Below are 24,155 nucleotides of genomic sequence, written 5' to 3' on the forward strand. Positions count from 1 at the left end.
CTGCGAGGCTGGGGCAGCGAGGCTGGGGACAGCAGACCTGTGAGGAGTGCGGCATGACGAGGACCGCTCGGGCGGCCGATGTGGCGGTCGAGGTGTGGCTGCCGCGCCATTCCTCGGTCCCGTCCTACGCCGACGGGATCCGGAAGCTCGCGGCGTCGTTCCACGAGCTGCACCCGGAGTACGTGATCGACGTCCGGGAGCCCGCTTCCGGCAGAGGCCGCACGCCCGCGTTGGTCCAGTATTCGCACTCTGCGACCCAAACGGCACTGGACATGCGTTCGAAGTCCGGCGCCCCGCTCTTCGTCTCCCCGCACGATGCGATCGCGGGCCGCCGGGAGATCCTGGGGCATCCCGTGGTCATCGGCGATGTCCTGGCTGCCGCGCGTGCCTCGTACTCCTACGACGGGGTGCTGCTGGCCGTCCCGTCGCTGATCTCGACGACGCTGCTCTACGCCAACACCGGGCTTCTGGAGGCTGCCGGGGTGACGCGGCTGCCGCAGACCTGGAACGAGGTCGAGGGCGCGTGCGAGGCGGTGCGCGGCCTGCCCGGCGTCGGCCACGCCATCACCTGGCCGAACCAGGGCTGGATTTTTCAGCAGGCGGTCTCACAAGCCGGCGGTCTGCTCGCCGACCACGGGAACGGGCGCCGGGGCCGCGCGGAGAAGATGCTTCTGGACTCCCCGGAGATGCTGGCCTTCGTCGGCTGGTGGCGCCGCATGCACCGTCAGGGGCGCTACCTGTACCCCGGTCGCTCGACGCATGGCGAGGACACCATCGCAGCCTTCGCCGAGCAGAAGGTCGCCTTCATCCTCGCCTCCTCGGCCGAGTCCGACCGCCTGTCGCGGGCCGGACGCGAGCACGGCTTCGAGGTCACGGCCGGCCGCATGCCGTACAGCGGGAGATTCCCCTTCGCCGGCAACAGCGCCGGCGGGGAGGCGATCTGGCTGACGGCCGGTCTGGAGCCGGCCGTCCGTGACGGCGCGCTGGCGTTCCTGCAGTACCTGATGGCGCCCGAGCACGCGGCGCAGCGTCATCTCGACACCGGATTCCTGCCGGCCACCGGGGCGGCGGTGAAGCTGCTGACCGCCCAGGGCCGGTTCGAGCACCGGCGCACGCCGCCGGCGGTCGCCTTGGACCAGCTGGCCGTCTCCGACCGGTCCCCGGCCGCGCTCGGGGCGCTGATCGGGGAGTCCGCCCGGATCCAGGCCGCCATGACGCACGCCATGCACGATGTGCTGCTCGGCGAGGAGGACCCGGCCTGGCGCTTCGCGGCGGCGAACGTCGAGGCCCAGCGGCTGTTGGACGAGTACAACGCCCGGTGCCGCCGGGACGTGCTGGAGGCGCGGAGGGCCGGACTGCGGTGAACGACCCCCCGCTCGACTAGTGGTCGGAGCCGGGGACGGGATAGCGACACGCGTCGGCGTAGGGGGATGCCCTATGTCTTGCGTCGAGGCGGGTGGTTGCCGTTCGGGAGGCGGCGAGGACCCGCTGAATATCGGCCTGACCCACCGTCAGGGCAGGCGGACCGACAGCCCGTGCCGGAAAACATCCAGCGGGTCATAAGCCTGCTTCGCGCGCTGCAACCGCGGATAGTTGTCCTTGAAATACAGCGCCGACCAGTCCGACCCGGAGTGGTTCCACTCCGGGTCGGCCAGGTCGGTGTCGGGGTAGCCGATGTAGGAGCCGTCGTTGATCGCGTCCGGCACCGGCACGCCGCCGGAGTGCGCGTAGACGTCGCGGTAGTACGCGCGGACCCAGGCCAGGTGGCGCTCGTCGTCGGCCGGGTCGGTCCAGCAGCCGGTGCTGTAGGAGGCCTTGAGGATGCAGTCGCGCTGCGCCACCGCGGTGGCGTCCGGGGCCACGGCGCCCACCTGGCCGCCGAATCCGGTCACGACCAGGCAGCCCATCGGGTTGTCGTAGTCCGTGGAGGACAGGTGCCGGTAGATGGCGGCGATCTGCGCGTCGGAGAAGCCGCGGCGCAAATAGCCCGCCTTGTTCTTGTAGCGGCCGGCCGGGTCGCTGGGCCAGCTGTAGGACGGCAGCCAGGTGTCCAGCCACGGCACGGTCTCGGCGGTCTCGGCGTTCTCAGCGGTCTCGGTTGTCTCGGTTGTCGCCGACATCGGCGCGGCCTGAATACCGCTGGTGACGGCCTCGGTGTGGGCCCGCAGGATCTCGGCGGCGTCCGGGGCGTCGTCGGGGATCACCGAGGTCAGGATGAACATCGTGCCCGAGCGGTGGGTGATGATCAGGTTGCTCCACAGCGCGGTCGCCGGCGCGCCGGGCTTGCTGTTCTCCTCATACCAGGTGCAGTAGTTGCGCAGCAGGGTGCGGAAGTCGGCCTCGGAGACCGCGTCCCAGGACCACATGGTGTCGCGGCGCAGCACGGCGCGCGGCGCGCGGGGGAGCTGGCGGGCCGGGTCCGCGTCCGGCGTCCCCGGGGTGCGCAGCCAGTACTTGGTGACGACGCCGAAGCTGCCGCCTCCGCCGCCGGTGTGCGCCCACCACAGGTCGTGGTGCGGATCGTCGGGGTCGCGGGTGCCCACCACGACGCGCGCCTGGCCGTCCGCGCCGACCACGACCGCCTCGACGGCCGCGAGGTGGTCCACGACCAGGCCGTCGCGGCGGGACAGCGGGCCGTAGCCGCCCGCGGCGATGTGCCCGCCGGCCGCGACCTCGAAGCAGGTGCCGGCCGGGATGGTCACGCCCCAGCCGTCGTGCAGGGTGCGGTAGACGTGGTCCAGCTGGGCGCCGGGCTCCACCACGAACGCGTCGCGGCCGGGGTCGTGGCCGACGTGGTCCAGCGCCGACAGGTCGATGAGGACCCTGACGTCCGGGTGCGCGGTGAAGTCCTCGAAGCAGTGGCCGCCGCTGCGCACGGCGACCCGCCGGCCGGAGTCCACCGCCTCCTGGACCGCGGCCCGGACGTCGGCGGCGTCCCGGGCCAGCCGGATCTGCTCGGGGCGGCCGACGAAACGGTGGTTGTAGCCCTCGACGAGGGCGGGGTAGCGGGGGTCGTCGCGGGTGACGACGGCGGCGCTCGTGTCCGTCATGGCGGCCTTCCTCAGCGGTTCGCAACGGCTCGCGGTCCGGTCCCGCGGTCCGGTCCGCGGTCCCTGCCCCGACCGTGCCACCGGCGCGCGGCCGGCGGCATCTCGCCGTGTGCGCTGCCGCGGACGTCCCGGGTGTCCCGGCGGCCCGTGCGGTCCCGCGCATATACAATGAGCTGGTGCGTTCCGACCAACGCCTGGAAAGTCTGCTCGCGGAGCTCAGGCCCTCGGTCCTCGGCGCGCTGGTCCGGCGCCACGGGCAGTTCGACGGCTGTGAGGACGCGGTGCAGGAGGCGCTCGTCTCGGCCGCCACGCAGTGGCCCGCCGACGGCGTCCCGGACAACCCGCGGGCCTGGCTGCTCACCGTGGCCGGCCGCCGGCTCACCGACTACTGGCGCAGCGACCAGGCGCGCCGCACCCGCGAGGTGACGGTCGCGACGATGGCGCCGGCGGAGTCCGCGCTGGCCCCGGCCCCGGACGACGACGAGCGGGTCTCCGCCGACGACGACACCCTGATGCTGCTGTTCCTGTGCTGCCACCCGGCGCTGACCCCGTCCTCGCAGGTGGCGCTGACCCTGCGCGCGGTGGGCGGCCTGACCACCGAGGAGATCGCCCAGGCCTTCCTGGTCCCGCAGACCTCGATGACCCGCCGGATCTCCCGCGCCAAGCAGCAGATCAAGGACGCGGGCATGACGTTCCGCATGCCGCCGGAGGACGAGCGCGCCGAGCGCACCCGCGCGGTCCTGCACGTCCTGTACCTCATCTTCAACGAGGGCTACGCCGCCACCGCGGGAGAGGACCTGCTGCGCCCGGACCTCACCGCCGAGGCCATCCGCCTGACCCGCCAGGCGCACCGCGTCCTGCCGGGCAACGGCGAGGTCGCCGGGCTGCTGGCGCTGATGCTGCTCACCGAGGCCCGCCGCCCGGCCCGCACCCTGGCCGACGGCACCCTGGTCCCGATCGCCGAGCAGGACCGCTCCCAGTGGAACGCCGACCTGGCCGAGGAGGGCCTGGCCCTGGTGGTCGAGGCACTGGCCCGCCCGGGCGTGGGGCCCTACCGGCTGCAGGCCGCCATCGCCGCGGTGCACGTCGAGACCCCCGAGGGCGGCCAGACCGACTGGCCGCAGATTCTGGCCCTGTACGACCTGCTCGAGCAGATGGCCCCGAACTCGGTGGTGCGCCTGAACCGCGCGGTGGCGATGGCCATGGTCAAGGGCCCGCGCGAAGGGCTCGGCCTGCTGGAGCCGCTGGAGCAGGACCGCTGGATGGCCGGCAGCCACCGCCTCAGCGCGGTGCGCGCGTACCTGCTGGAGATGGACGGCGACCTGCCCGGCGCGCAGGAGGCGTACCGGACCGCGTCGAGCCAGGCGGCCAGCGGGCCCGAGCGGCGGTATCTGGCCGAGCAGGCGGAGCGGGTGGCCGCCGCGTTGGAAGACGGATTGGGGTAGGGGGCTGACATCATGGCGGCGTGTTCACCGACCATGCTTTACTCAGCGACCTGAATCGCCTGCTGATGGTGAAGGGTGCCTCGGCCGAGGACGCCGATCGCATCGTGAAAACCGTTGCCGCGACCAGGAATCCCGGTGCTGTACGTACCCTGCTTCTGGCCAGCGCACGCGGGCGCGCGTGGGTCGCGGCCGGCGACGGGTACGCCCACTACTGGAAGAAAGGCGTGCTGCTGACCGAGGATCCGGCCCAGCCCAGGTGGTTCCGGGCCGAATTCTTGAGGCAGGACCTCGGCGGTGCGCAGTACGTCTCGATCCACACCTACAGATACACACGGCCCGGTGGACGCACGGTGCTCGTCGCCGACGGCGCGCCGGTGAAGGTCGGGGACGTTTTGACCAGCGGCCCGTTCTACCTCGGCGACACATTGTGGATCTGGGGCAAGACGGCCGCCATCACCGCCGCCACCGGTCGTCTGATGCAGGCGACCAGCCTGGACACGTCCGAGGCGGAGCAGGTGGTGCGGCCGTTGTTCGACGGCGTCGAGGTCATCGAGGCCGGTCCCGACCTGCCGCCCGGGGCCCGACTGACAGCGGGGGCCGTTGTCGCGTACGAGACCTTCATGGATGAAAACCGTGCCGCCTACGAGCGGGGCAAGCGTGACGGCGGGAACTACATATCCATGGGCCGGCGCGTCTTCCTCAGTGTTGCGAAGGCGCTTGCTGTAGCCGAGCACGTTCGCGGATGATTCGGCCGGTCCCGACCCCCACCCTGACAAGTGAGCAGGAAGGGGCCGAGCCATCATGTCAGAAGCCGTACACGCATCCGCGCCGGCGACAGCACTGCCGGCGACAGCGCCGCCGCCCGCGACCGTCGCCTTCCCCGGCGACCCCGCCTACGACGAGGCGACCCGCGTCTACAACCTCGCCGGACCGGCCCGCCCGGCCGCGGCGGTCACCGCCACCAGCGCCGCCGAGGTGCAGGCCGCGATCGGCTACGCGGCGGCGCGGGGGCAGGGGGTGCGCGTGCACACCACCGGCCATTCGGCCGGTGCCGCGCCCGAGATGACCGGTGCCGTGCTGATCCGGCCGGTTCTGCGCGGCGGGGTGGAGATCGACGTCGGGCGGCGCCGGGCCCACATTCCCGCCGGCACGCCGTGGAACGAGGTCGTCCACGCCGCCGCGCCGCACGGCCTCGCGGCCCCGCACGGGACCTCCGGCACCGTCGGCGCCGTGGGCTACCTGCTGCACGGCGGCGTCAGTCTCTACGGCCGCAAGGTCGGCCTGGCCGCCAACCACGTCACGGCGATCGAGCTGGTCACCGCGGAGGGCCGGCTGCGGCGGGTCAGCCTGACGCAGGACCCTGAGCTGTTCTGGGCCCTGCGCGGCGGGGGCGGCGGGCTCGGTGTCGTGACCGCCGTCGAGCTCGCGCTGTTCCCGGCCGCGGATCTGGTCACCGGTGCCGCCTTCTGGTCGTGGACGCACGCCGCGGCCGTCGTCGAGGCCTGGTACGACTGGACGCTGCGCGCCCCTGAGGAGGTCTCGACCTCCCTGCGCGTGATGAACCTCCCGGACCTGCCGATGATCCCGCCGATGCTCAAGGGCGGGCCGGTGGTGTGCGTCGCGGGCGTCGCGCTCGGCGCCGCGCACGCCCGGGAACTTCTGGCCCCGCTGCGGGCGGTCGGCGAACCGGTCCTGGACACCTGGCAGGACGCCGGCCCGGAAACCGTCCCCGAGGTCCACATGGACCCCGACGAGCCCGGCACCTTCATCGGCGACCACTTCCTGCTCTCCGAGTTGGGCCGCGACGGCATCGCCGCCTTCCTGCGCACGACCGGCACCGGCTCTGGCACTGGCACCAGCACTGGCACCGGCACCGGCACCGGCTCTGACTCCCCGCTGATCGTCGCGGAGCTGCGGCAGCTCGGCGGCCGGATGGCCGTCGCGGACCCCTCCGGCGGGGCGCTGAACCACTTCGAGGAGCGCTTCGCCTACATGGGTGCCGGCGTCCCGGAACTGCGCGGCACCCCTGCCGAGATCATCGAGCACTGCGACCGGATGCGCGCCGCCCTGGCTCCCTGGGACACCGGCCGGACCGCGCCGGGCTTCGTCAAAGGCCTCGACCGGCCGCGCGGCCACCTGTCCGAGGCCGACATCCTCGCGGTCGAGCGTGTCCGGGCCCGCGTCGACCCCGAGGGCCTGTTCCGTGGCGACGCCATGCCGGAGACCGTGGCCTCGGCGCTCGCGGCTCACTCCCAGGAGCAGTCATGACCCAGGTGATAGCGGACATCTCGGTGTCCCTCGACGGCTTCGTCGCCGGCCCCGACGACGGGCCCGACCGCCACCCGCTGGGCATCGGCGGCGAGCGTCTGCACCGCTGGCTCTTCGACCTCGAATCCTGGCGGGCCCAGGCCGACCGTGTGAGCGGCGAACACGTGGAGCACCGCACCCCCGCCGACATCATGGGCGAGTTCTTCGCCCGCACCGGCGCCGCGGTGATCGGCCGCCGCATGTTCGACCACGGCGAGAAGGCCTGGGGCGACGAGCCCCCGTTCCACATCCCGGTGTTCGTCGTGACGCACCGGCCGCTGCCGCCGCGCCGGATGTCCGGCGGCACCGACTTCGAGTTCGTCGACGAGGGCGTCGCCGTGGCCGTCCGCCGGGCGGTCGCCGCGGCGGGCTCGAAAGACGTGGCGGTCATGGGCGGCGGACGCGTGATCTCCTCGTGCCTGGCCGCCGGGCTGCTGGACGAGCTGCGCCTGCACATCGTGCCGGTGCTCCTCGGCGGCGGCGTCCCGTTGTTCGCCCGGCCCACGGATCCCTCGACCATGCTCGCCACGGCGCGGGTGGAGCTGTCGTCCGGCGTGACCCATGTCTTCCATCGCGTCATCAAGTGAAGAAGAGGACGAAGATGCTCCAGGACAAGATGCTCCACGACACAGTGATGCTGGTCTCCGGGGTCGGCCCGGGCCTGGGCCGGGAGATCGCGGTCCGCGGCGCCGCGGCCGGAGCCGACGTCGTGCTGGCCGCCCGCACCGAGCCGGTCCTGAAGGCGGTGGCCGCCGAGGTCGAGGCACACGGCCGGCGCGCGCTGACGGTCCCCACCGACATCCTCGACCCCGACTCCTGCCGGGCCCTGACCGACCGCGCGCTGGACGCCTTCGGCCGCGTCGACGTGTTCGTCAGCAACGCCTTCGCGCCCCCGACGATGGGCGACCTGGCCACGATGGACCTGGACGCCGTGCGGGCCTCCCTGGAGACCGACGCGCTGGCCGCACTGCGCCTGGTGCAGCTGCTGGGCCCGACCCTGGCCGCGCACGCGGGCTCGATCGTGCTGGTCAGCTCGGCGGTCGTGCACCACTCCCGCCCGAACTTCGGCGCGTACAAGGCGTCCAAGTCGGCGCTGCGCTCCCTGGGCAGCAGCCTGGCCACCGAACTCGGGCCCTCCGGCGTCCGGGTCAACACCGTGGTGCCGAACTACATCTGGACCGAGGGCCTGAAGAGCTGGTTCGCGTATCAGGCCGCTGAGCGCGGAGTGAGCGTGGAGGACGTCTACGCCGAGACGGCCGCCGCGTTCGACCTGCGGCGGCTGCCCGACCCCGGCGACGTGGCCAACGCGGTGCTGTTCCTGGCTTCGGATCTGGCCAGGGCGATCACCGGGCAGAGCCTGAACGTGGATGCGGGGGAGTTCCACTCCTAGCCGCTACTCGTTCTCCTCACGGGGGAAGAACGGTAGATCGATGTAGACGTTGTCGGCGGCGGCGAGGATCTTCCCGGCGTCGTCGACCGGCGGGTGGATGGCGGCGTTGATCTGCCGCTTGATGTCCGCGCCCTGTGCACCGACCGCCAGCACCCTGCGATCCCAGCCCCGGGTGAAGATCCCGCCGGCCGCACCCAGATCCAGGCACGTCACATACGGACCCGGTGCGAATTCGCGAAGCGGCAGGCCGAGCAGATCGGCCGCGGCGTTGTGGCCGGCGGTCTTGCCCAGCGGGGTCGCGTGCTGGCAGGCCTACATGACGGTGTGCTCGGCGTCGAACGCGGCGGCGGCCTCCAGGCCGGTGAAGCCGGCGCCGACCACGACCGCGTGGAAGCCGTCGCGGCCACGCAGGTGCTCGGTGAGGCGGCGTGCGCCGTCCAGGCTTTCGATGTCGAAGAGACGTTCGGCGCCGGGCAGGTCGCGCGGCCGGGGCAGGCTGCTGCCGGCGGCGAGGACCAGGCGGTCGTAGCCGATCTCGCGGCCGTCGGCGACGGAGCCGAGGATCCGGTAGGCGGCGCCGAAGACTGCGGGGCGGTGCGTCTGCCAGACGGTGTCCGGGAGTGCGCCCGTGGCCGTCATGGTGCCCACGATAGAGCGGAGGGCCGGACTGGGGATCAGTCGCCGAAGCAGCGGGCCGGCGACCAGCTGCGATGCGTCCTGCGGCAACCCGTTCTACTGTCGATGGCATGCCTGCTGCGGAGGACGAGGCACGGCCGGCCGTGACCCTCGTCGGCGATCAGTGGTCGCCGGAATGCTCGGTGCTGCGGACCTTCCTGACGCGCAGCGAGGTCCCCTACACCTGGCTGCGGCCAGGCGACCCGCGTGGCGCACAGGTGCTGGCCGACCATGGCGTGGCCGCCGCCGACACCCCGGTGCTGATCGACGAGGCGGGGCGGGTGCTGCACGTGTCGCGGCCGCGCGGGCTCGAACCGGTCGCCGAGTGGCTGGGCCTGCACACCGATCCCGGCGGCGGCGCGTACGACCTGGTGGTCGTCGGCGCCGGCCCGGCCGGGATGGCGGCGGCCGTCTACGGGGCCTCGGAGGGGCTGCGCACCGTGGTGGTGGAACGGTGGGCGATCGGCGGGCAGTCGGGGCTCACTTCGCGGATCGAGAACTACCTCGGCTTCCCCGACGGCATCTCCGGCGCGGACCTCGCCGATCGCGCGCGCCGGCAGGCGACCAAGTTCGGGGCCGAGCTCGTCCTGACGCGGCAGGCCAGCGCTCTTGCCGCGCGGGACGGCGGCGGCTTCACTGTCGGCTTCGCCGACGGCGGCAGCGTCGCGGGCCGCGCGGTGCTCGTGGCGACCGGCGCGAACACCCGCACGCTGCACGCTCCCGGCGTGGCCGACTTCGTCGGACGCGGCGTCTACTACTTCTCCGCGCTCACCGAAGCGCCACTGTGCACCGGCCAGGACGTGTACATCGTCGGCGGCGCCAACTCGGCGGGCCAGGCCGCGATCTACTTCTCCCAGTGCGCCCGCAAGGTGGTCCTGCTGGTCCGCGGGGACTCCCTGGAACGCGAGATGTCGACCTACCTGATCAAGCAGATCGAGGCCATCCCCACCATCGAGGTCCGCACCCGCACCGAGGTCGCCGGCGCCTCCGGCGACACCCACTTGGAGCGCCTGACGCTGCGCGACACCCGCACCGGCGCCACCGAGAACGCCAACGCCACCTGGCTGTTCGCCTTCATCGGCGCCGCCCCCGACACCGCCTGGCTGGGCCCGCGCTTCCTGCGCGACGCCGACGGCTGCCTGGTCACCGGCAACGACATCGCGGCCGCCGGCGCCGCCGAACCGGCCTGGCCCCTGCCGCGCGCGCCGTACCACCTGGAGACCACGGTGCCCGGGGTCTTCGCCGCCGGCGATGTGCGCGCGTGGTCCGCACGGCGGGTCGCCGGCGCGGTGGGGGAGGGGTCGATGGCGGTGATGTTGGTGCACGCGTATTTGGCGGACCGCTAGACAAGCCGGTCGCGCCCGCCCGTTTGACCGGCCGCCACCCCGCCCCGCCGAACCACGTTCGCTCCCGGACGGCCGCCGACAGCTATTCCGGCCATCTGTTCGGCCGGCGACCGCGGAGGCTCACGGATGCCCGATCGTGGGTCGTCGAAGCGGTCGTTCGTCCGAGAGGCGGTAGTCCCATGCCCGGTTTCCCTCAGTGGCCTGATCACGAGTCGGTGCTCATCCGTACCGGAGTGCGGTCCGGGTTGCCGATCGTCGTGGCGATGCATTCCTCGGCGCTCGGGCCCGCTGCTGGCGGGTGCCGGATCTGGCGGTATCCGCGCTGGCAGGACGGGTTGGAGGACGCGCTGCGGCTGTCGGCGGCGATGACCGCCAAGTTCGCGGCGGCCGGGTTGGCCCGCGGTGGTGGCAAGACGGTGGTGGCGATGCCCGAGGGGTACGTGCTCACGCCGGCCGGCAAGCGCGACATCCTGTACGACGTCGCCGACGCCATCGAGGCGCTGGACGGCCGGTACGCGACCGGGCCGGATGTCGGCACCTCGCCGCAGGACATGGTGGTGATCGGGGAGCTGACGCGGCACGTGTTCTGCAAGCCGGCCGAGGACGGCGGCAGCGGGGATTCCTCACCGGCGACGGCGGCCGGGACCGTCGCGGCGCTGCGGGCGGTCGGGGCGCGGCTTGGCGGCGGTAACCGGCCCGGCGGCGACAGCCAGCCCGCCAGCGCCGCCAACCCCCTTCGCGGCCTGCGCCTCGCCGTCGTCGGCCTGGGCAGCGTCGGCGCGCGCATCGCGGCGCTGCTGTCCGAGGCCGGCGCCGACCTCGTGCTCAGCGATATCGACCCGGCCAAGAAGGAGCTCGCCGATCGCCTCGGCGCGACCTGGTGCGCCGATCCGCACCGGGCGCTGACCGCCGACGTCGACATCGTCGTCCCGGCCGCGCTCGGCGGGGTGCTGACCGAGGAGATCGTGCCGGGGCTGCGGTGTCGGGCCGTCGTCGGGCCGGCCAACAACCAGCTCGCGGTCCCGCATGTCGCCGATGCGCTGCACGAGCGCGGGATCGCCTGGGTCCCGGACTACGTCGCCAGTGCCGGGGGCGTGATCAACGCGATCACCATCGAGTTGGACAAGGGCTCCGAAGACCAGGCGCGGCAACGGGTTCTCGCCATCCAGGACACCGTGGCCGGGTTGCTGGAGAGTGCTGTAAGCCGGGGCGTGACACTCGCGGCCGTCGCCGAGGAGCTGGTGCGTGCCCGGCTCGGCGGGGCCGAATCCGGGACAGCCTGAGCCGGAACGAGAGCGGATGCCAGGATCGGAGAATGGATCACCTCGACGCGGAGATCGTCCGCCTCCTGCAAGCCGACGCCCGGCAGTCGAACCGCGAGCTCGCCCGCACCCTCGGCGTCGCGCCCTCGACGTGCCTGGAGCGGGTCAGGTCCCTGACCCGGCGCGGCGTGATCCGCGGCTACCACGCCGAGATCGACACCGCGGCCCTCAACCGCGGGGTGCAGGCGCTGGTCGCGGTGCAGATCAGGCCGCTGAGCCGGAGCGTGATCGACGCGTTCTCGGACTTCGCCTCGGGGCTGCCGGAGGTGCTCAGCACGTTCGTGCTCTCCGGCGGCGACGACTTCGTGCTGCACGTCGGCGTGCCCGACCTGGACCGGCTGCACGTGTTCCTCACCGACCGGATCGCCAAGCGGCGGGAGGTCACCGGGTTCCGGACCTCGGTGATCTTCAAGCAGGTGCACCAGGCGGCGCCGGAGCGGCTGCCGGACTGAGCCGGCCGGCGAACCCGGCGCGCGTCGGTTCTCAGCCCAGCAGTGCGACGCTCGCCGCGGTACCGGCCAGCACGATCATCGCCAGGACGATCAGGAAGATCTCCTTGCCGCTGACGGTGCTGATGTTGACGCTCTGCTGAGCCGGACGCTTCTGGGCCGCCATTTGCCGAATGCCTTTCGCAGGTCGATATCGCGGCAACAGTAGCCTGGAAAGTTATGGGGCTCGCAGTCGGGGGCGGCCCGCGGCCTCGGCCCGGGCTCAGCGCTTCCCGCGAGTCCGCGCCCGCTCCCGCTCCCAAACCCCGCTGTCGACAAAGAACGTGTCGAACCGCTCCTGCGTCCCGCGCAGCGTCTCCGGCGGCTCCAGCCCGGAGCGCGTCCGCTCGACCAGGCGGAAGTACTCGAAGCGCCGCACCCCCGGTGTGATCACGATCAGCGCCTCGGCCGTCGAGCCCGCGTGGGCGCCGAAGGCGTGGTTCAGGCCCGGCGGGACGATCAGCAGGTCGCCGGCGTCCGCGGTCCGCACCTCCGCTCCGACCAGGACGTCCAGCCGGCCGTCCAGGACGTAGAACAGCTCCGAGGATCCGCGGTGGTAGTGCGGGACCGCGCTGTCCGCGCCGGTGGCGAGAAGCGAATACATCTGTTGGACTGATGATGCGGGCCGGATCGAGGCTGGAGACATGACGAACCACGAACCCGGCCTCTACCCGCCGGTCCTGATCCGCGCCGACGAGGCCGAGCACATCCAGCAGGAACGGGAGCCAGCCGCTGATGTTCCAGGCGGCGCGCTCGGTGATCGGTGGCGCGGCGGCGGCCAGGCCCGGGACTTCGGGCGCAGGCGCAGGCGCAGGCGCGGGCGCGGTCGGTGGCTGTGGCTGCGGCTGCGGCTGCGGCTGTGACGGTGGCTGTGGTCGCGACGGCGGTGTGACGGGATTGCTGGACATGGCGGCGTCTCCTCGGGCCCTGTGCCTCGCCTCGGTGTTCTGAAGAAAACTCTAGCAAAGTGATATCACTTTATGCGCTCGCCCAAAGCAGCCTCGATCCGGTGTCTGACGCCGTAGACAGCAGTGGTCTGCGATGATCGTCAGTCGCGACGGAGGGAGCAATTGTGAGGGTACTGATCGTCGGCGCCGGGATCGGCGGGCTCAGCGCGGCGCTGAGCCTGCACGCGGCGTGGGTGGGCACCGAGATCCGGGTGATCGACTCGGTGTCCGAGCTGCGACCGCTCGGCGTCGGTATCAACCTGCTGCCGCACGCCACGCGCGAGCTGATCGAGCTGGGCCTGGGGCCGGAGCTGGCGGCGCTGGCGGTGCCGACGGCCGAGGTGGTCGTGATGGACAGGTTCGGGAACCGGATCTGGTCCGAGGCGCGCGGCGAGGCGGCCGGCTACAACTGGCCGCAGTACTCGGTGCACCGCGGCGAGTTGCAGGCGATCCTGCTGGCGGCGGTGCGCGACCGGCTCGGGCCGGACAGCGTGCAGACCTCCACGGCGCTGGCCGAGGTGCGGCAGGAGGGCGACAGGGTGCTGAGCCGGCTGGTCGGGCGGGCCGGGGAGGACCTGGGGACCGTCGAGTCCGATCTGGTCATCGGCGCCGATGGGCTGCACTCCACGGTGCGTGCGCAGCTGCATCCGGACGAGGGCGCGCCGCGATGGAGCGGTATCAAGATGTGGCGCGGCTGCGCGGAGGGGGAGGCGTTCCTCACCGGCCGGAGCATGATGTGGGCGGGGAGCAACCGGGCGGCGAAGTTCGTCGTGTATCCCATCTCCGCGCCGCGTGGCGAGGATGGACGGGTCCTGATCAACTGGGTCGCCGAGGTGCGTGTCGACTCCGACGCCGCGCAGGTGCCGGACTGGGACCGGGCCGGCGATCTGGCCGAGGCGCTGCCGCATTATCAGGGGTGGACGATGGCGGGCGTCGACATCTGCGAGCTGATGGCGTCGAGTCCGAAGGTGTTGGAGTACCCGATGGTGGACCGGGATCCGCTGCCGTTCTGGGGACGCGGGCGGATCACGCTGCTCGGGGACGCGGCGCATCCGATGTATCCGATCGGGTCCAACGGCGGGTCGCAGGCGATCCTCGACGCGCGGCATCTGGCGCATGCGCTGGCCTCGCACGAGGACGACCCGGCCGCCGGGCTGGCCGCGTACGAGGCGCTGCGGCTTCCGGCGACGGCGGCGGTGGTGGCGGCGAACCGGACGTTCCCGATGGACCGGATCCTGAACCTGGTGGCCGACCGGGCGCCGGAGGGGTTCGGCGCCATCGAGGAGGTGCTCAGCGCAGCGGAGATCACAGCGATCGACGAGGCGTTCCGGAGTACGACGGGGTTCGACGCCGACGCGCTGAACGCGCGGGCTTCGCTGTCGGTGCGGTAGGTGTCGGTAGGTATCGCTAGGTATCGCTAGGCATCGGTAGGTATCAGCGCGGTTCTCAGGCCACGCTGAGGGGTTGCGGGGGTTCGACGGCCGTCGGCCGGGTGAACTCCCGCAGCTGCGGCGTCTTCACGACGATCAGCGCGAGCGCGGCCAGGCACAGCACGCCGCCGCTCACCAGCGCCACCGTCCCGGAGGTCGCGGCGGCGGTCAGGCCGGCGCGCAGGTTGCCCAGCTCCGGCCCGGCCTGCCCGGCGATCTGCTCGGCGGCGGAGACCCGCCCGAGCATCTCGTTGGGGGTGTTCAGCTGGACGACCGTGCTGCGCGAGACCACCGCCAGGGTGTCCGCGGCCCCGGCGACCGCCAGGCAGGCCAGGCCCAGCCAGGCGTTGGAAACCAGGCCGAGGGTCAGCAGCGCGGCGCCCCACACCGTCGAGCCGAGCAGCATGACGGCGCCGGGCCGCGGCAGCCTGGTGAACGTCCCGGAGAACACCGAGGCGGTGACCCCGCCGACCGCGATCGCGGCCAGGAACAGACCCAGGGTGCGCGGGTTGCCGCCGAAGCGCTCGGCGTTGAGCAGCGGGAACAGCGCGACCGGCATGGTGAGCACGGTCGTGGCCAGGTCGGTGAGCAGGGCACCGCGCACCGGCGCGGTGTGCATCAGGTAGCTGAGACCGTCGGCCACACCCCGCATCCCGGCCCGCGGCGCCGCCTCCGAGCGCAGTGACATGGCCATTCGCGGCAGCCGGAACGCGCCGTAGAACGCGACGGCGAAGGACAGCGCGTCGATCAGATAACAGCCGCCGATCCCGACCCCGGCCACCACCAGCCCCCCGACCGCCGGCCCGACCATCATCGAGGCCTGGAACGCGATCCGGTTCAGCGCCAGCGCCGCCCCGAGGTGCTCGGTCCGGACCAGCTGCGGCAGGAACGTCCGCGCGGTCGGACCACTCCCCGCCCCGAACAACGACTGCGCCGCCACAACGAGAAGCACGACGAGCACCGGGAACGTCCCCAGCAGCGCCTGCGTCGCGAGCAGGGCCGAGCACGCCCCCTGCCCGACGGTGCACACCAGGTAGAAGCGACGCCGGTCGAGCCGATCGGCCAGCGCGCCGGCGAACAGGCCGAACGCGATCAACGGCACCGCCTGCGCCAGGCCGATGGCGCCGGTCCACGCCGCGCTGCCGGTGCTGCGCCAGACCTGGAAGAGCACGGCGACGGTGGTCATCTGTCCGCCGAAGCTGGAGCACAGCTGGCTGATCCACAGGCGGCGGAATGCGGGGGACTCGCGGAGCGGGGCGGTGTCGGCGAGCATGGCGGTGAGGCGGCGGGGCTTGGGCTTCGGGCTGGCGGTGGCGGTGGCGGTCGCGGTGCGGGGCGCTTTGGTGTGGGGAGCTTGGCGCGAATCCGGCGGCTGTGAGTCTGGCTGCCCCGAACCTCTCGCCCGCAGCCGCCCCGCCCCTACTCGCCGCGCCATGCGGGGTCCTCCCTCAGCCGCTCACTGATCCGCTCGTGAAAGCTCTTGCGCGCCAGCGCCCGCTCGACGTCGGCCACCGCCTTGCTCACCGGGTACGGGATCTCCGCCTCCAGCTCCGCCAGCGCGGCCTCGGTCGCGCGCCATTCCGCGGCCAGGCGGGGGGCCAGGAGGCGGGCCCTCGGGGTCAGCTCGACCCGCTTGGTGCGGGCGTCGGGGCCGCGGGTGGTGTGGACCAGGCCGGCGGTCTTCATCGCGGCGACCTTCTGGCTCAGGGCCGAGTGGGTGCGCCCGATCGCCTCGGCGAGTTCGGTGATGGTCATCGGGCCCTCGCGGTACAGGCGCAGCAGTTCGCGCACCCAGTTGGGCTTCACGCCCGCTATCGCGGCGTCGGCGTAGACCTGCGCGATGTCGGCGTCGACGGCGGCCACCAGCTGATACAGGGGGCGCCACAGGCTGGCGTCGGACGGGTCGTCGAAGGGCTGGTCGGCGGGCTGGTCGGGGGCGGTCATCCGGCAATCGTAACAGCACTTCTATAAGTGCTGTTGTAATTTGGAACTGCGTGTCGTCACAGTGCGTGGTTAGGTGATCACTATGTTGGGCTGCAACCAGTAAGAAGGGTGGCCTGCCGCGTGTCTGTCGCCGGAGGAGATGCGGATGCGGATGCCGGGCCCGCCGGACCGGCCCCCGGTGTCCCGCGCCTGCTGCGCGACAGGTCGACGATCTGGGCGGCGACCGCGCTCGCGCTCGTCCTGACCCTGATCTGGGCCCGCTTCCTGGCCGGCGTCGGGGGCGACCTGGCCGCGCAGTGGTCCTGGGCCGACTTCGCCGCCAAGTACCCCGGCTCGGCCTACGACCTGGCCTGGTACGGCGGCATCCACCCGGCCTCCTACAGCCTGCTCGCGCCGTTCCTGATGGCCGCTGTCGGGGTCCGCGCCGCCGGTGTGCTGTCCGTGGTGGTCTCGGCGGTCCTGCTCGCGCACATCCTGACCCGCGCCGGGCTGCGCTGGCCGCTGCCGGTGGCGCTGTGGGGGACGTTCGCGCTGTGGTGCGACCTGGCCGCCGGCCGGGTCACCTTCGCCATCGGGCTCATGTTCGGCCTGGCCGCCGGCGCGGCCGCCGGGACCGAGCGCACGCCCGGCTGGGGCCGTACCGCGCTGGCCGCGGCGCTGGCGTTCCTGGCTGTGTGCGCCAGTCCGCTGGCCGGGCTGTTCGTCGAGGTCGCGGCCGCGGCCCTGCTGTTGACCGGACGCCGCCGCAGCGGCGTGGCCCTGGGCGTCCCGGGCCCGGTGGTGGTGCTGCTGACCAGCGTCCTGTTCCCGTTCTCCGGCGTGGACCCGGTCGGCGCCACGACGATCATCAGCACCGCCGGCTGCGCCCTGGCGGTGGCCCTGCTGGTCCCGAGCGGCCCGGCCGCCGCGCCGGTGTGGCGCGTGGTGCGCGTCGGCGCCCTGCTCTACGCCGCCGGCGCCGGCCTCACGCTGCTGATCGACACCCCGCTCGGCAGCAACGTCGAACGCCTCGCGCTGATCTTCGGCAGCGTGGTGTTCCTGGCCGCGCTGTGCGCCCGCGCCGACCTGCCGTCGCTGCGCGCGCTGCGGCAGCACCTGCCGGGCGTTCCCCGCCGGCCGGGGCTGCGCAGCATGGCCCTGCTGTTGGCGTTCCTGTTCGCCGGCTACTGGACGGTGACCAGCGACATCGTCGGCATCCCGACCCCGTCCGGCCGCGCGCAGGGCGCCGGGCTCGTCGCCGAACTGCGCAGCCTGCACGTGGAGGCAACCGGCGCGCGCGTCGAAGCCGTCCCGATGCTGAACCACTGGGAATCCTGGGGACTGGTCGACGTCGCCCAACTGGCCCGCGGCTGGAACCGCCAGGCCGACGTGCAGCGCAACCCCCTGTTCTACGAAGGCGGCCTCACCTCCGCCGCCTACCACGACTGGCTGCAGAAGTGGGCCGTCGGATACGTCGCGGTCCCGACCGCCACCGCCGCGGGCCTGGACTACTCGGCGCGCGACGAGGCCGCGGTGCTGGCGACCGATCCGCCGTGGTTGCACCAGATCTGGCAGGACCCGTCGTGGCGCCTGCTGAAGTTCACCGACGCCGTGGCGCTGGCCTCGCCGCCGGCGACGGTCGTGGCCACCGACCCCGCGCACATCGTGCTCGACGTCGCCGGCGGCACCACACCGGTGACCGTTCGCGTGCAGTGGTCGCCCTGGCTGCGGGTCGACGGGCAGAGCGGCGCCTGCCTGGCCAAGGACGGCGACTGGACGCGGCTTGTAGTGCAGAGCCCGGGCCGGTACACGATCGACAGCGACTATCGGCTGCCGCGCGGATCGGGATGCCCGGGGTCGTGACGAGCGGACTCAGCTCAGGCCGTAGCCCTTGACGAAGTGCGCGACCAGCCCGCCGATGAACCGCTCGTCCACCGGATCCCCGGTCATCAGGACCCGGTGATAGATCGGCCCCACGAGCAGGTCCACCGCGGCGAGCACGTCCACATCCCCCGGCAGCTCGCCGCGCGCGATCGCCCGGTCCAGCGGCGCACGGTCGCGCTGCCGCTGTTCGTCGAGGTAGTGCGTGCGCAGCTTCTCGGCGAAGGCGGGATCGTGCTGGGCGTGGCCGATCAGGGCCTTGAAGACCGCGCCGGCGTCGTTGCCGCTCAGGAAGCCGGCCAGCCGCGTCAGGTGCGCGCGCAGGTCCTCGGCCAGGGGCTCGTGCTCCTGCGGGGCCAGGTCGCGGGCGGCGTCCTCCAGGAACGTGTCCAGCAGGATGTCCGTCTTCGAGCCCCACCAGCGGTAGATCGTCTGCTTGGCGACGCCGGCGGCGGCCGCGACGCCCTCGATCGTCACGCCCGCGAAGCCCTTCTCCACCAGCAGGTCGTCGGCCGCTTGCAGCACGGCCTGCCGCGCGTCCTCGCTGCGGCCGTGCCGGTTTCCGTGGTGGCGCTGCTGTGCGGGCAAAGTGATTCATCTCCTTGACGTGCCGTGCCCTGATCGTGGGGGTCAGGATAAGGCCGGCCGCTGTAGACAAGACGCAACGTTGCGTCTACTCTAGCGCACATGACTTCTTCCAGCACCCCCAGCACCCTGCGCGACCCGCGCGTCGCCGAAGCCCTCCAGCGGATGTTCGCCTCCGCGGATCAAGACGACGCCGCCTACGAGCGGGCCCTGGCCCAGCGTCCGCAAGGCTTCGCCGACACCGACTCCCAACAGCGCGCCGACGCCTGGTCGGAGATCTACATGCCGATCTCCGCCGACGCCGGACGCCTGCTCTACACCCTCGTGCGCGCCGTGAAGCCGGCGACGGTCGTCGAGTTCGGTATGTCCTACGGCATCTCCACGCTCCACCTGGCCGCCGCGGTCCGGGACAACGGCGTCGGGCGCGTGGTGACCACCGAGATGGCGGCGGCCAAGATCGCCGCCGCGCGCGCCACGTTCGAGGAGACCGGCCTGCAGGACGTCGTCACCGTTCTGGAAGGCGACGCGTTGGAGACGCTGCCGGAGTACCTCGGCAGATCCCACATCGACTTCCTGCTGCTCGACGGATGGAAGGACCTGTACACCTCGGTCCTGCGCGTGCTCGAACCGCGGCTGGTCCCCGGCGCGCTGGTCGTCGCGGACGACACCAGCTTCGAGTCGGTCAAGCCGTACCTGGAGTACGTGCGCGATCCGGCCAACGGCTACGAGGGCGTCACGTTCCCCGTCGAGGACGGCATGGAGATCAGCTGCCGTCTGTGATCAGTTGCCGTCTGTGATCAGCCGGGCCAGGGCGTCCGCCGAAGGACTCCCGGGCGCCGCCTGATAGACGATGATCACCTGTTGCTCGGCCCCGCCGACGGTGAGCGCCTGGCGCCGCAGCGACAGCTCCCCGACGATCAGGTGCGCGAAGCGCTTGAGTTCGTCGCGGGATGGGCGCGCGTCGTGTTTTTCCCACAGGCAAAGGAAATCCGCGCTCGTATTTAACTCGGTGAGGAGAACCGCGGTGGCGGGATCGCGGAGGTCTGCCTCGGCGCGCAGGGCCGCGACCGTCTGCTCGGCGATCTGCGGCCAATCGGGCAGAAGCTCGCGCACCTCGGGGGAGAGGAACACCTCGCGGGCCAGGTTCCGCCCCGGTTCGTACATCGGGGCCAGCGCTCGGGCGGCTTTGTTCGCGGCGAGCACGTCGAAGCGTCGGTTGCGGACGTACGCGGGGCTCCCGGCCCAGGAGTCGAGCAGCTGGTGCACATCCTCGCTGACATCAGGCGCGGGAGCGGCGTCCGGAACCGGCGCCGCGAGCGAGTGGAAGTACGCGGTCGTGTCCGCGTCCAGCTCCAACACCCGCGCCAACGCCCGCACCACCTGCGGCGAGGGATTCCGGTCGACGCCCTGCTCCAGCCGCGTCAGATACGGCTCGCTGATCCCCGCCTGCCGGGCCAGCTCGTCACGCCGCAGGCCTGCGACCCGGCGTCGTCCGGACAGCGCGAGGTCCCGGTCCGTGGGCGAGATCTGAGCGCGGCGGGCCTTCAGGAACTCTCCCAACAGGTTGTCGGTCGCCATGGCCCGAGGGTAACCCCGGCGGGGTGCTGGTTGCGGATCGGCGACCGTTCGAAGATCGAACCATGAAGACGAAGACATGGTTCATCACCGGAGCATCCCGCGGCTTCGGCCGGATCTGGGCCGAGGCGGCCCTTTCCCGCGGCGACCGTGTGGTTGCCACGGCCCGTCGTCCCGAAACCCTGCACGACCTTGTCGACGCGTATGGCGACGCGGTCTTGCCGCTCGGCCTCGACGTCGCCGACCGCGCCGCCGCCTCTGCCGCGGTCGGAAGTGCTGTCGAGAAGTTCGGGCGGCTGGACATCGTGGTCAACAACGCCGGCTACGGCCTGCTCGGCACCGTCGAGGAGGTCACCGAACAGCAGGCCCGCGCGCAGCTCGACACCAATCTGCTCGGCCCGCTGTGGGTGACGCAGGCCGCGCTGCCGCACCTGCGCGAGCAGGGCAGCGGTCACATCCTGCAGGTCTCCAGCCTCGGCGGGCTCGCCGCGTTCCCCACCCTCGGCTTGTACAACGCCTCCAAGTGGGGCCTGGAGGGGATGAGCGAGGCGCTGGCGCAGGAGGTCGCCCCGCTCGGTATCCACGTCACGATCGTCGAGCCCGGTCCTTACGGCACCGACTGGTCGGCCGGCTCGGCGGTGCACACCGAGCCGATGGCCGCCTACGAGCCGGTCCGCGAGGCCCGGCGCGCCGGCGCCACGGCCCGCGCGCCGCGGGACCCGAAGGTGACGGCGGATGTCATCCTGGAACTGGTCGACGCCGAGGAACCGCCTCTTCGGCTGTTCCTCGGCGTCTATCCCTATCCGGTCGTCACGGCCGCCTACCAGAAGCGGTTGGAGACCTGGGAGGCCTGGCGGACCCTCTCCACCAAGGCCTGACCCGGGCGTCCGGCTAGAGAATCCTCCACAGGTGGTCCGCGGTTCCGTTGTCGTCGTACTGCACCACGTTCGCCGAATCGGCCGTGGACATGTTCGCCACGCCGAGGACCAGACCGCTGTTCGAGTTCTGGATCCGGAACCAGGGGCCGCCGCCGGGGCGCAGCCGCCACAGGTGGTCGGCGGTGCCGTTGTCGTCGAACTGCACGACGTTCGCCGAGTTTGCGGTCGACATGTTCGACACGCCCATGACCTTGCCGGAGTTCAGGTTCTGGATCTTCCACCAGCCACTGGGATCGCTCAGGAAGGTCCACAGGTGGTCGGCGGTTCCGTTGTCGTCGTACTGCACGACGTCCACCGAATCGGCCGTGGACATGTCGGCCACGCCGAGGACCAGACCGCTGTTCTTGTTGATGATCCGCACCGGGCCGTCCGGTATCAGGGTCCAGAGGTGGTCGGCGGTGCCGTTGTCGTCGTACTGGACCACGTTCACCGAATCGGCGGTGGACATGTTCGCGACGCCGGCCACCTTGTTGCTGTTGACGTTGCGGATGCGCATGCGGCCGTCGCCGTTGTCGATCAGGGTCCAGACATGGTCCAGGGTGTTCGTGTTCTCGAACTGCACGATGTTCGCCGAGTTCGCGGTGGACATGCCGTCCACGCCCAGGACCAGGCCGCTGCACGCGTTGCGGACGCGGACGTTTCCGTCGCCGTTGTCGATCAGCTGCCACAGGTGGTCGGCGGTGCCGTTGTCGTCGAACTGGACCACCTGGGCGCTGTCGTCCCAGGACATGTTCGACACGCCCATGACCTTGCCGCTGTTGGCGTTCAGCAGCCTGAAGTAGCCGCTCGGCTGGACGAAGGCGCTGCCGCTCGCCGCCGCGTTGGGGAACGCCGTGATGCGCAGCCGGGCTGCTCCCATGGGGATGAGGGTGACGTCGGTCGTGCCGGAGGCCTGGAAGGGCCCGGTTGGCAGCTCGGTGGCGACGTTCTGGTCGTCGGCGGTCCAGTGCGCGAGCTGCGCGGCTGGGGCGGTGATGCTGACCGGCACGCTTTGCTGGGTGAACGGGTTCGCCGGGACCGAGCCGGTGGCGCCGTGGAAGGACAGCGCGCCGGCCGGGTTCGAGGCCGGCAGGTCCAGGCCGTAGTTCCAGGGCGTGGTGGCGTGCACCTCGTACTCGGGGAACTCCGAGTCGCCGGCGAACTGGACGTAGTTCTCGCCGATCCGCAGCGAGTAGTCCAGGGCCCCGTTCGACACCGACAGGGCGCCGCCGATCGTGCTCCACGAGGAGACGACCGGGGTGGACGGCAGGTGGATCGTCACCGTGTCGCCGTTGTGCCAGGTGCGCGAGATCGAGGTGTACGCCGGACCCGCCGGTGCGCTGACGGCCTTGCCGTTGACCGCGACCGCCGGGGACGAGCACCAGCCCGGGACCCGCAGGTACAGCGGAAACGTTGCCGGTGTGGACAGCGACAGAGTCAGGGTGACGGTGTCGGTGAACGGATAGCCGGTGCTCTCGGTGATGGTGACCGAGCGGCCGCCGGACACGTTTGCGGTGACCGAGCAGGGGGCGTACATCGCCGCGCACAGCCCGTCGTCCGGGGTGGCGGCCCACAGCTCCTCGGTGAAGTAAGGCCAGCCCTGGCCGTAGTTGTGCGGGCAGCAGCGGTACTGGTCCACGCCGGGCATGTACGCCTGCATCGCCCGGACGTTGCTGAACTGGCCTTGGGTCTTCACCGTGTTCGAAAGGTCCACGCTGTTCATCGAGGTGATGTAGTGCGTGCCCTTGCCCTGCGGGTCCAGGGCCGCCGGCAGCATGTTGAACGCCAACTGCTCGCAGCGGTCGGCCCACACCGGGTCGCCGGTGAGCCGGTTCAGCAGCTCGTGGCTGGCCATCAGCTCCACGACGCCGCAGGTCTCGAAGCCCTGGCGCGGGTCGCGGTAGCCCAGGCGGCCGTTCTCGTCGCCGGCGAAGCCGCCGCCGGGGAACTGGCCCCAGCGGCCCATGATCGAGGCGTAGTTCTGATACGCGTTCTGCGTCATGCCGGACTGGCCGGAGCGCAGCGCGTACACCGCCGGTTCGCGGAAGCCCTGGGCCAGGTTGACGTTGTGCGGCGTGGGCAGGTTGTTCAGCCAGTTCGCACTGTTGGTGTGCATCGTGTCGGCCAGGTCGAGCAGGAACGACTCGCCGGTGCGGTTGTAGAGCCAGTAAATGACGTCCAGGCCGTCCGCGACGCGGAAGGAGAGCCAGTAGGCCGAGAACACCGATCCGGGCTGGGCGTTCATGAACTGGAAGAACGCGGTCATGGCGGTCAGGATGCTCTGGTCGCCGGTGTACTCCTGGCGGCTGCGCAGAGCCTGGAGTAACGGCAGGTACGGCCAGAAGTCCGCCTGGCCGCCCTGGTTGGTGCGCAGGTAGGTCGGGCCGAAGAAGCCGTCGGAGGCCTGCGTGGCCAGGATGCCGTCGATCCAGGAGGCGGTGTCGGCCAGGGCCGTGGCGTCGCCGGTGAGATAGGCCAGGTCGCCGTAGCCGCGCAGCCAGTAGGGCACCTCCTCCCAGCCGTTCTGGGACGGGTTGAGCCAGCCGGTTGTGGACTTGTCCAGGAAGTGGGAGGTGTCCTGGTACCTGCCGCACAGGCCGTTCAGCTGGAGCTGGAGTTGGCCGGCCAGCCAGCCGGAGGGGCGGACGGCGCCCGGGGGAAGCCGCAGCAGCGCGGTCGGCGCCAGGGGAGCGGCGTTCGGCGTGTACAGGCCGCCGCCGGCCGGCGCCAGGCGCGCGCTCGCCGCTGAGGCCTGGGACACGAGGTACGGACGGGTGGTCACCGCGGCGGCCGCGAGGGCGCCGGTGCGCAGCAGAGCGCGGCGCGACAGTGGCACGTGGGGCAGGGACATGATGAGGCTCCGGTGGGTAGAGC

24 protein-coding genes are annotated in these 24,155 nt (G+C 71.9%); 14 read left to right on the plus strand and 10 right to left on the minus strand.

Features of this window, described 5'->3' with window-relative positions:
* The first annotated feature begins 53 nt into the window (after positions 1 to 53).
* A complete protein-coding gene (locus ABH926_RS18170) occupies positions 54 to 1,364 on the plus strand; it encodes an extracellular solute-binding protein (protein ID WP_370366832.1) in 1,311 nt (436 codons plus the stop codon).
* Between the two features lie 147 nt (positions 1,365 to 1,511).
* Here the strand turns inward: ABH926_RS18170 and ABH926_RS18175 are convergent, their stop codons facing one another.
* Positions 1,512 to 3,050: an FAD-binding protein gene (locus ABH926_RS18175; RefSeq protein ID WP_370366833.1), complete on the minus strand. Its 1,539-nt coding sequence runs from the start codon at positions 3,048 to 3,050 to the stop codon at positions 1,512 to 1,514.
* Between the two features lie 176 nt (positions 3,051 to 3,226).
* Here ABH926_RS18175 and ABH926_RS18180 point away from each other — a divergent pair, with 176 nt between their 5' ends.
* Genes ABH926_RS18180 through ABH926_RS18200 form a run of 5 tightly spaced genes read left to right on the plus strand, consistent with a single transcriptional unit; the run spans position 3,227 to position 8,192 of the window.
* Positions 3,227 to 4,495, plus strand: coding sequence for an RNA polymerase sigma factor (locus tag ABH926_RS18180; protein WP_370366834.1), 1,269 nt, complete (start codon positions 3,227 to 3,229; stop codon positions 4,493 to 4,495).
* Positions 4,496 to 4,515: 20 nt separating this feature from the next.
* Complete coding sequence (locus ABH926_RS18185; protein ID WP_370366835.1) at positions 4,516 to 5,241, plus strand: hypothetical protein; 726 nt, start codon at positions 4,516 to 4,518, stop codon at positions 5,239 to 5,241.
* 55 nt (positions 5,242 to 5,296) lie between these two features.
* Positions 5,297 to 6,763, plus strand: a complete 1,467-nt coding sequence (locus ABH926_RS18190; protein ID WP_370366836.1) for an FAD-dependent oxidoreductase — start codon at positions 5,297 to 5,299, stop codon at positions 6,761 to 6,763.
* A complete protein-coding gene (locus tag ABH926_RS18195; protein WP_370366837.1) occupies positions 6,760 to 7,389 on the plus strand; it encodes a dihydrofolate reductase family protein in 630 nt (209 codons plus the stop codon). Before ABH926_RS18190 ends, ABH926_RS18195 begins: the two co-directional genes overlap by 4 nt.
* 29 nt (positions 7,390 to 7,418) lie before the next feature.
* Positions 7,419 to 8,192, plus strand: coding sequence for an SDR family oxidoreductase (locus ABH926_RS18200; protein ID WP_370367067.1), 774 nt, complete (start codon positions 7,419 to 7,421; stop codon positions 8,190 to 8,192).
* Between the two features lie 3 nt (positions 8,193 to 8,195).
* Here the strand turns inward: ABH926_RS18200 and ABH926_RS18205 are convergent, their stop codons facing one another.
* Together ABH926_RS18205 and ABH926_RS18210 are read right to left on the minus strand one after the other, a co-directional pair.
* Positions 8,196 to 8,405 (minus strand): hypothetical protein, encoded by a 210-nt coding sequence (locus ABH926_RS18205; protein WP_370366838.1) that lies wholly within the window; start codon positions 8,403 to 8,405, stop codon positions 8,196 to 8,198.
* 99 nt (positions 8,406 to 8,504) lie between these two features.
* Entirely contained in the window at positions 8,505 to 8,831 is a 327-nt protein-coding gene (locus tag ABH926_RS18210) for an FAD-dependent oxidoreductase (RefSeq protein WP_370366839.1), read from the minus strand.
* Positions 8,832 to 8,938: 107 nt separating this feature from the next.
* Here ABH926_RS18210 and ABH926_RS18215 point away from each other — a divergent pair, with 107 nt between their 5' ends.
* From ABH926_RS18215 to ABH926_RS18225, 3 genes are all read left to right on the plus strand, one after another.
* Positions 8,939 to 10,213 carry an NAD(P)/FAD-dependent oxidoreductase gene (locus ABH926_RS18215; protein WP_370366840.1) on the plus strand — a complete coding sequence of 425 codons (1,275 nt, stop codon included), beginning with the start codon at positions 8,939 to 8,941 and terminating at the stop codon, positions 10,211 to 10,213.
* Positions 10,214 to 10,392: 179 nt separating this feature from the next.
* Positions 10,393 to 11,496 (plus strand): Glu/Leu/Phe/Val dehydrogenase dimerization domain-containing protein, encoded by a 1,104-nt coding sequence (locus ABH926_RS18220; protein ID WP_370366841.1) that lies wholly within the window; start codon positions 10,393 to 10,395, stop codon positions 11,494 to 11,496.
* A gap of 32 nt (positions 11,497 to 11,528) precedes the next feature.
* A complete protein-coding gene (locus ABH926_RS18225; protein WP_370366842.1) occupies positions 11,529 to 11,987 on the plus strand; it encodes an Lrp/AsnC family transcriptional regulator in 459 nt (152 codons plus the stop codon).
* 31 nt (positions 11,988 to 12,018) lie between these two features.
* Here ABH926_RS18225 and ABH926_RS18230 read toward each other — a convergent pair whose 3' ends face one another.
* Entirely contained in the window at positions 12,019 to 12,150 is a 132-nt protein-coding gene (locus ABH926_RS18230) for a hypothetical protein (RefSeq protein ID WP_370366843.1), read from the minus strand.
* A 96-nt stretch (positions 12,151 to 12,246) separates the two neighbouring features.
* On the minus strand, positions 12,247 to 12,627 hold the full coding sequence (locus ABH926_RS18235) for a cupin domain-containing protein (RefSeq protein ID WP_370366844.1): 381 nt from the start codon (positions 12,625 to 12,627) through the stop codon (positions 12,247 to 12,249).
* A 40-nt stretch (positions 12,628 to 12,667) separates the two neighbouring features.
* Here ABH926_RS18235 and ABH926_RS18240 point away from each other — a divergent pair, with 40 nt between their 5' ends.
* The gene (locus tag ABH926_RS18240) at positions 12,668 to 12,886 is read left to right on the plus strand and encodes a hypothetical protein (protein ID WP_370366845.1); all 219 of its coding nucleotides are present in this window, start codon (positions 12,668 to 12,670) and stop codon (positions 12,884 to 12,886) included.
* Between the two features lie 209 nt (positions 12,887 to 13,095).
* Positions 13,096 to 14,361: a flavin-dependent oxidoreductase gene (locus tag ABH926_RS18245; RefSeq protein WP_370366846.1), complete on the plus strand. Its 1,266-nt coding sequence runs from the start codon at positions 13,096 to 13,098 to the stop codon at positions 14,359 to 14,361.
* 55 nt (positions 14,362 to 14,416) lie between these two features.
* Here ABH926_RS18245 and ABH926_RS18250 read toward each other — a convergent pair whose 3' ends face one another.
* Complete coding sequence (locus tag ABH926_RS18250; RefSeq protein WP_370367068.1) at positions 14,417 to 15,673, minus strand: MFS transporter; 1,257 nt, start codon at positions 15,671 to 15,673, stop codon at positions 14,417 to 14,419.
* A gap of 146 nt (positions 15,674 to 15,819) precedes the next feature.
* Positions 15,820 to 16,344: a MarR family winged helix-turn-helix transcriptional regulator gene (locus tag ABH926_RS18255; RefSeq protein WP_370366847.1), complete on the minus strand. Its 525-nt coding sequence runs from the start codon at positions 16,342 to 16,344 to the stop codon at positions 15,820 to 15,822.
* A gap of 120 nt (positions 16,345 to 16,464) precedes the next feature.
* Between ABH926_RS18255 and ABH926_RS18260 the strand changes: the two genes are divergently transcribed.
* A complete protein-coding gene (locus ABH926_RS18260; protein ID WP_370366848.1) occupies positions 16,465 to 18,186 on the plus strand; it encodes an MFS transporter in 1,722 nt (573 codons plus the stop codon).
* 9 nt (positions 18,187 to 18,195) lie between these two features.
* Here the strand turns inward: ABH926_RS18260 and ABH926_RS18265 are convergent, their stop codons facing one another.
* Positions 18,196 to 18,792, minus strand: coding sequence for a TetR/AcrR family transcriptional regulator C-terminal ligand-binding domain-containing protein (locus ABH926_RS18265; RefSeq protein ID WP_370366849.1), 597 nt, complete (start codon positions 18,790 to 18,792; stop codon positions 18,196 to 18,198).
* 99 nt (positions 18,793 to 18,891) lie between these two features.
* Here ABH926_RS18265 and ABH926_RS18270 point away from each other — a divergent pair, with 99 nt between their 5' ends.
* Positions 18,892 to 19,569, plus strand: a complete 678-nt coding sequence (locus ABH926_RS18270; protein WP_370366850.1) for an O-methyltransferase — start codon at positions 18,892 to 18,894, stop codon at positions 19,567 to 19,569.
* On the opposite strand, the gene ABH926_RS18275 is transcribed toward ABH926_RS18270, so the two are convergent.
* Complete coding sequence (locus ABH926_RS18275; protein WP_370366851.1) at positions 19,570 to 20,367, minus strand: helix-turn-helix domain-containing protein; 798 nt, start codon at positions 20,365 to 20,367, stop codon at positions 19,570 to 19,572.
* A 62-nt stretch (positions 20,368 to 20,429) separates the two neighbouring features.
* Here ABH926_RS18275 and ABH926_RS18280 point away from each other — a divergent pair, with 62 nt between their 5' ends.
* Complete coding sequence (locus ABH926_RS18280; protein ID WP_370366852.1) at positions 20,430 to 21,242, plus strand: SDR family oxidoreductase; 813 nt, start codon at positions 20,430 to 20,432, stop codon at positions 21,240 to 21,242.
* Positions 21,243 to 21,255: 13 nt separating this feature from the next.
* Here ABH926_RS18280 and ABH926_RS18285 read toward each other — a convergent pair whose 3' ends face one another.
* On the minus strand, positions 21,256 to 24,132 hold the full coding sequence (locus tag ABH926_RS18285; RefSeq protein WP_370366853.1) for an RICIN domain-containing protein: 2,877 nt from the start codon (positions 24,130 to 24,132) through the stop codon (positions 21,256 to 21,258).
* Positions 24,133 to 24,155 lie beyond the last annotated feature (23 nt).

It is taken from the genome of Catenulispora sp. GP43, assembly GCF_041260665.1.
Taxonomy (GTDB): Bacteria; Actinomycetota; Actinomycetes; order Streptomycetales; family Catenulisporaceae; genus Catenulispora.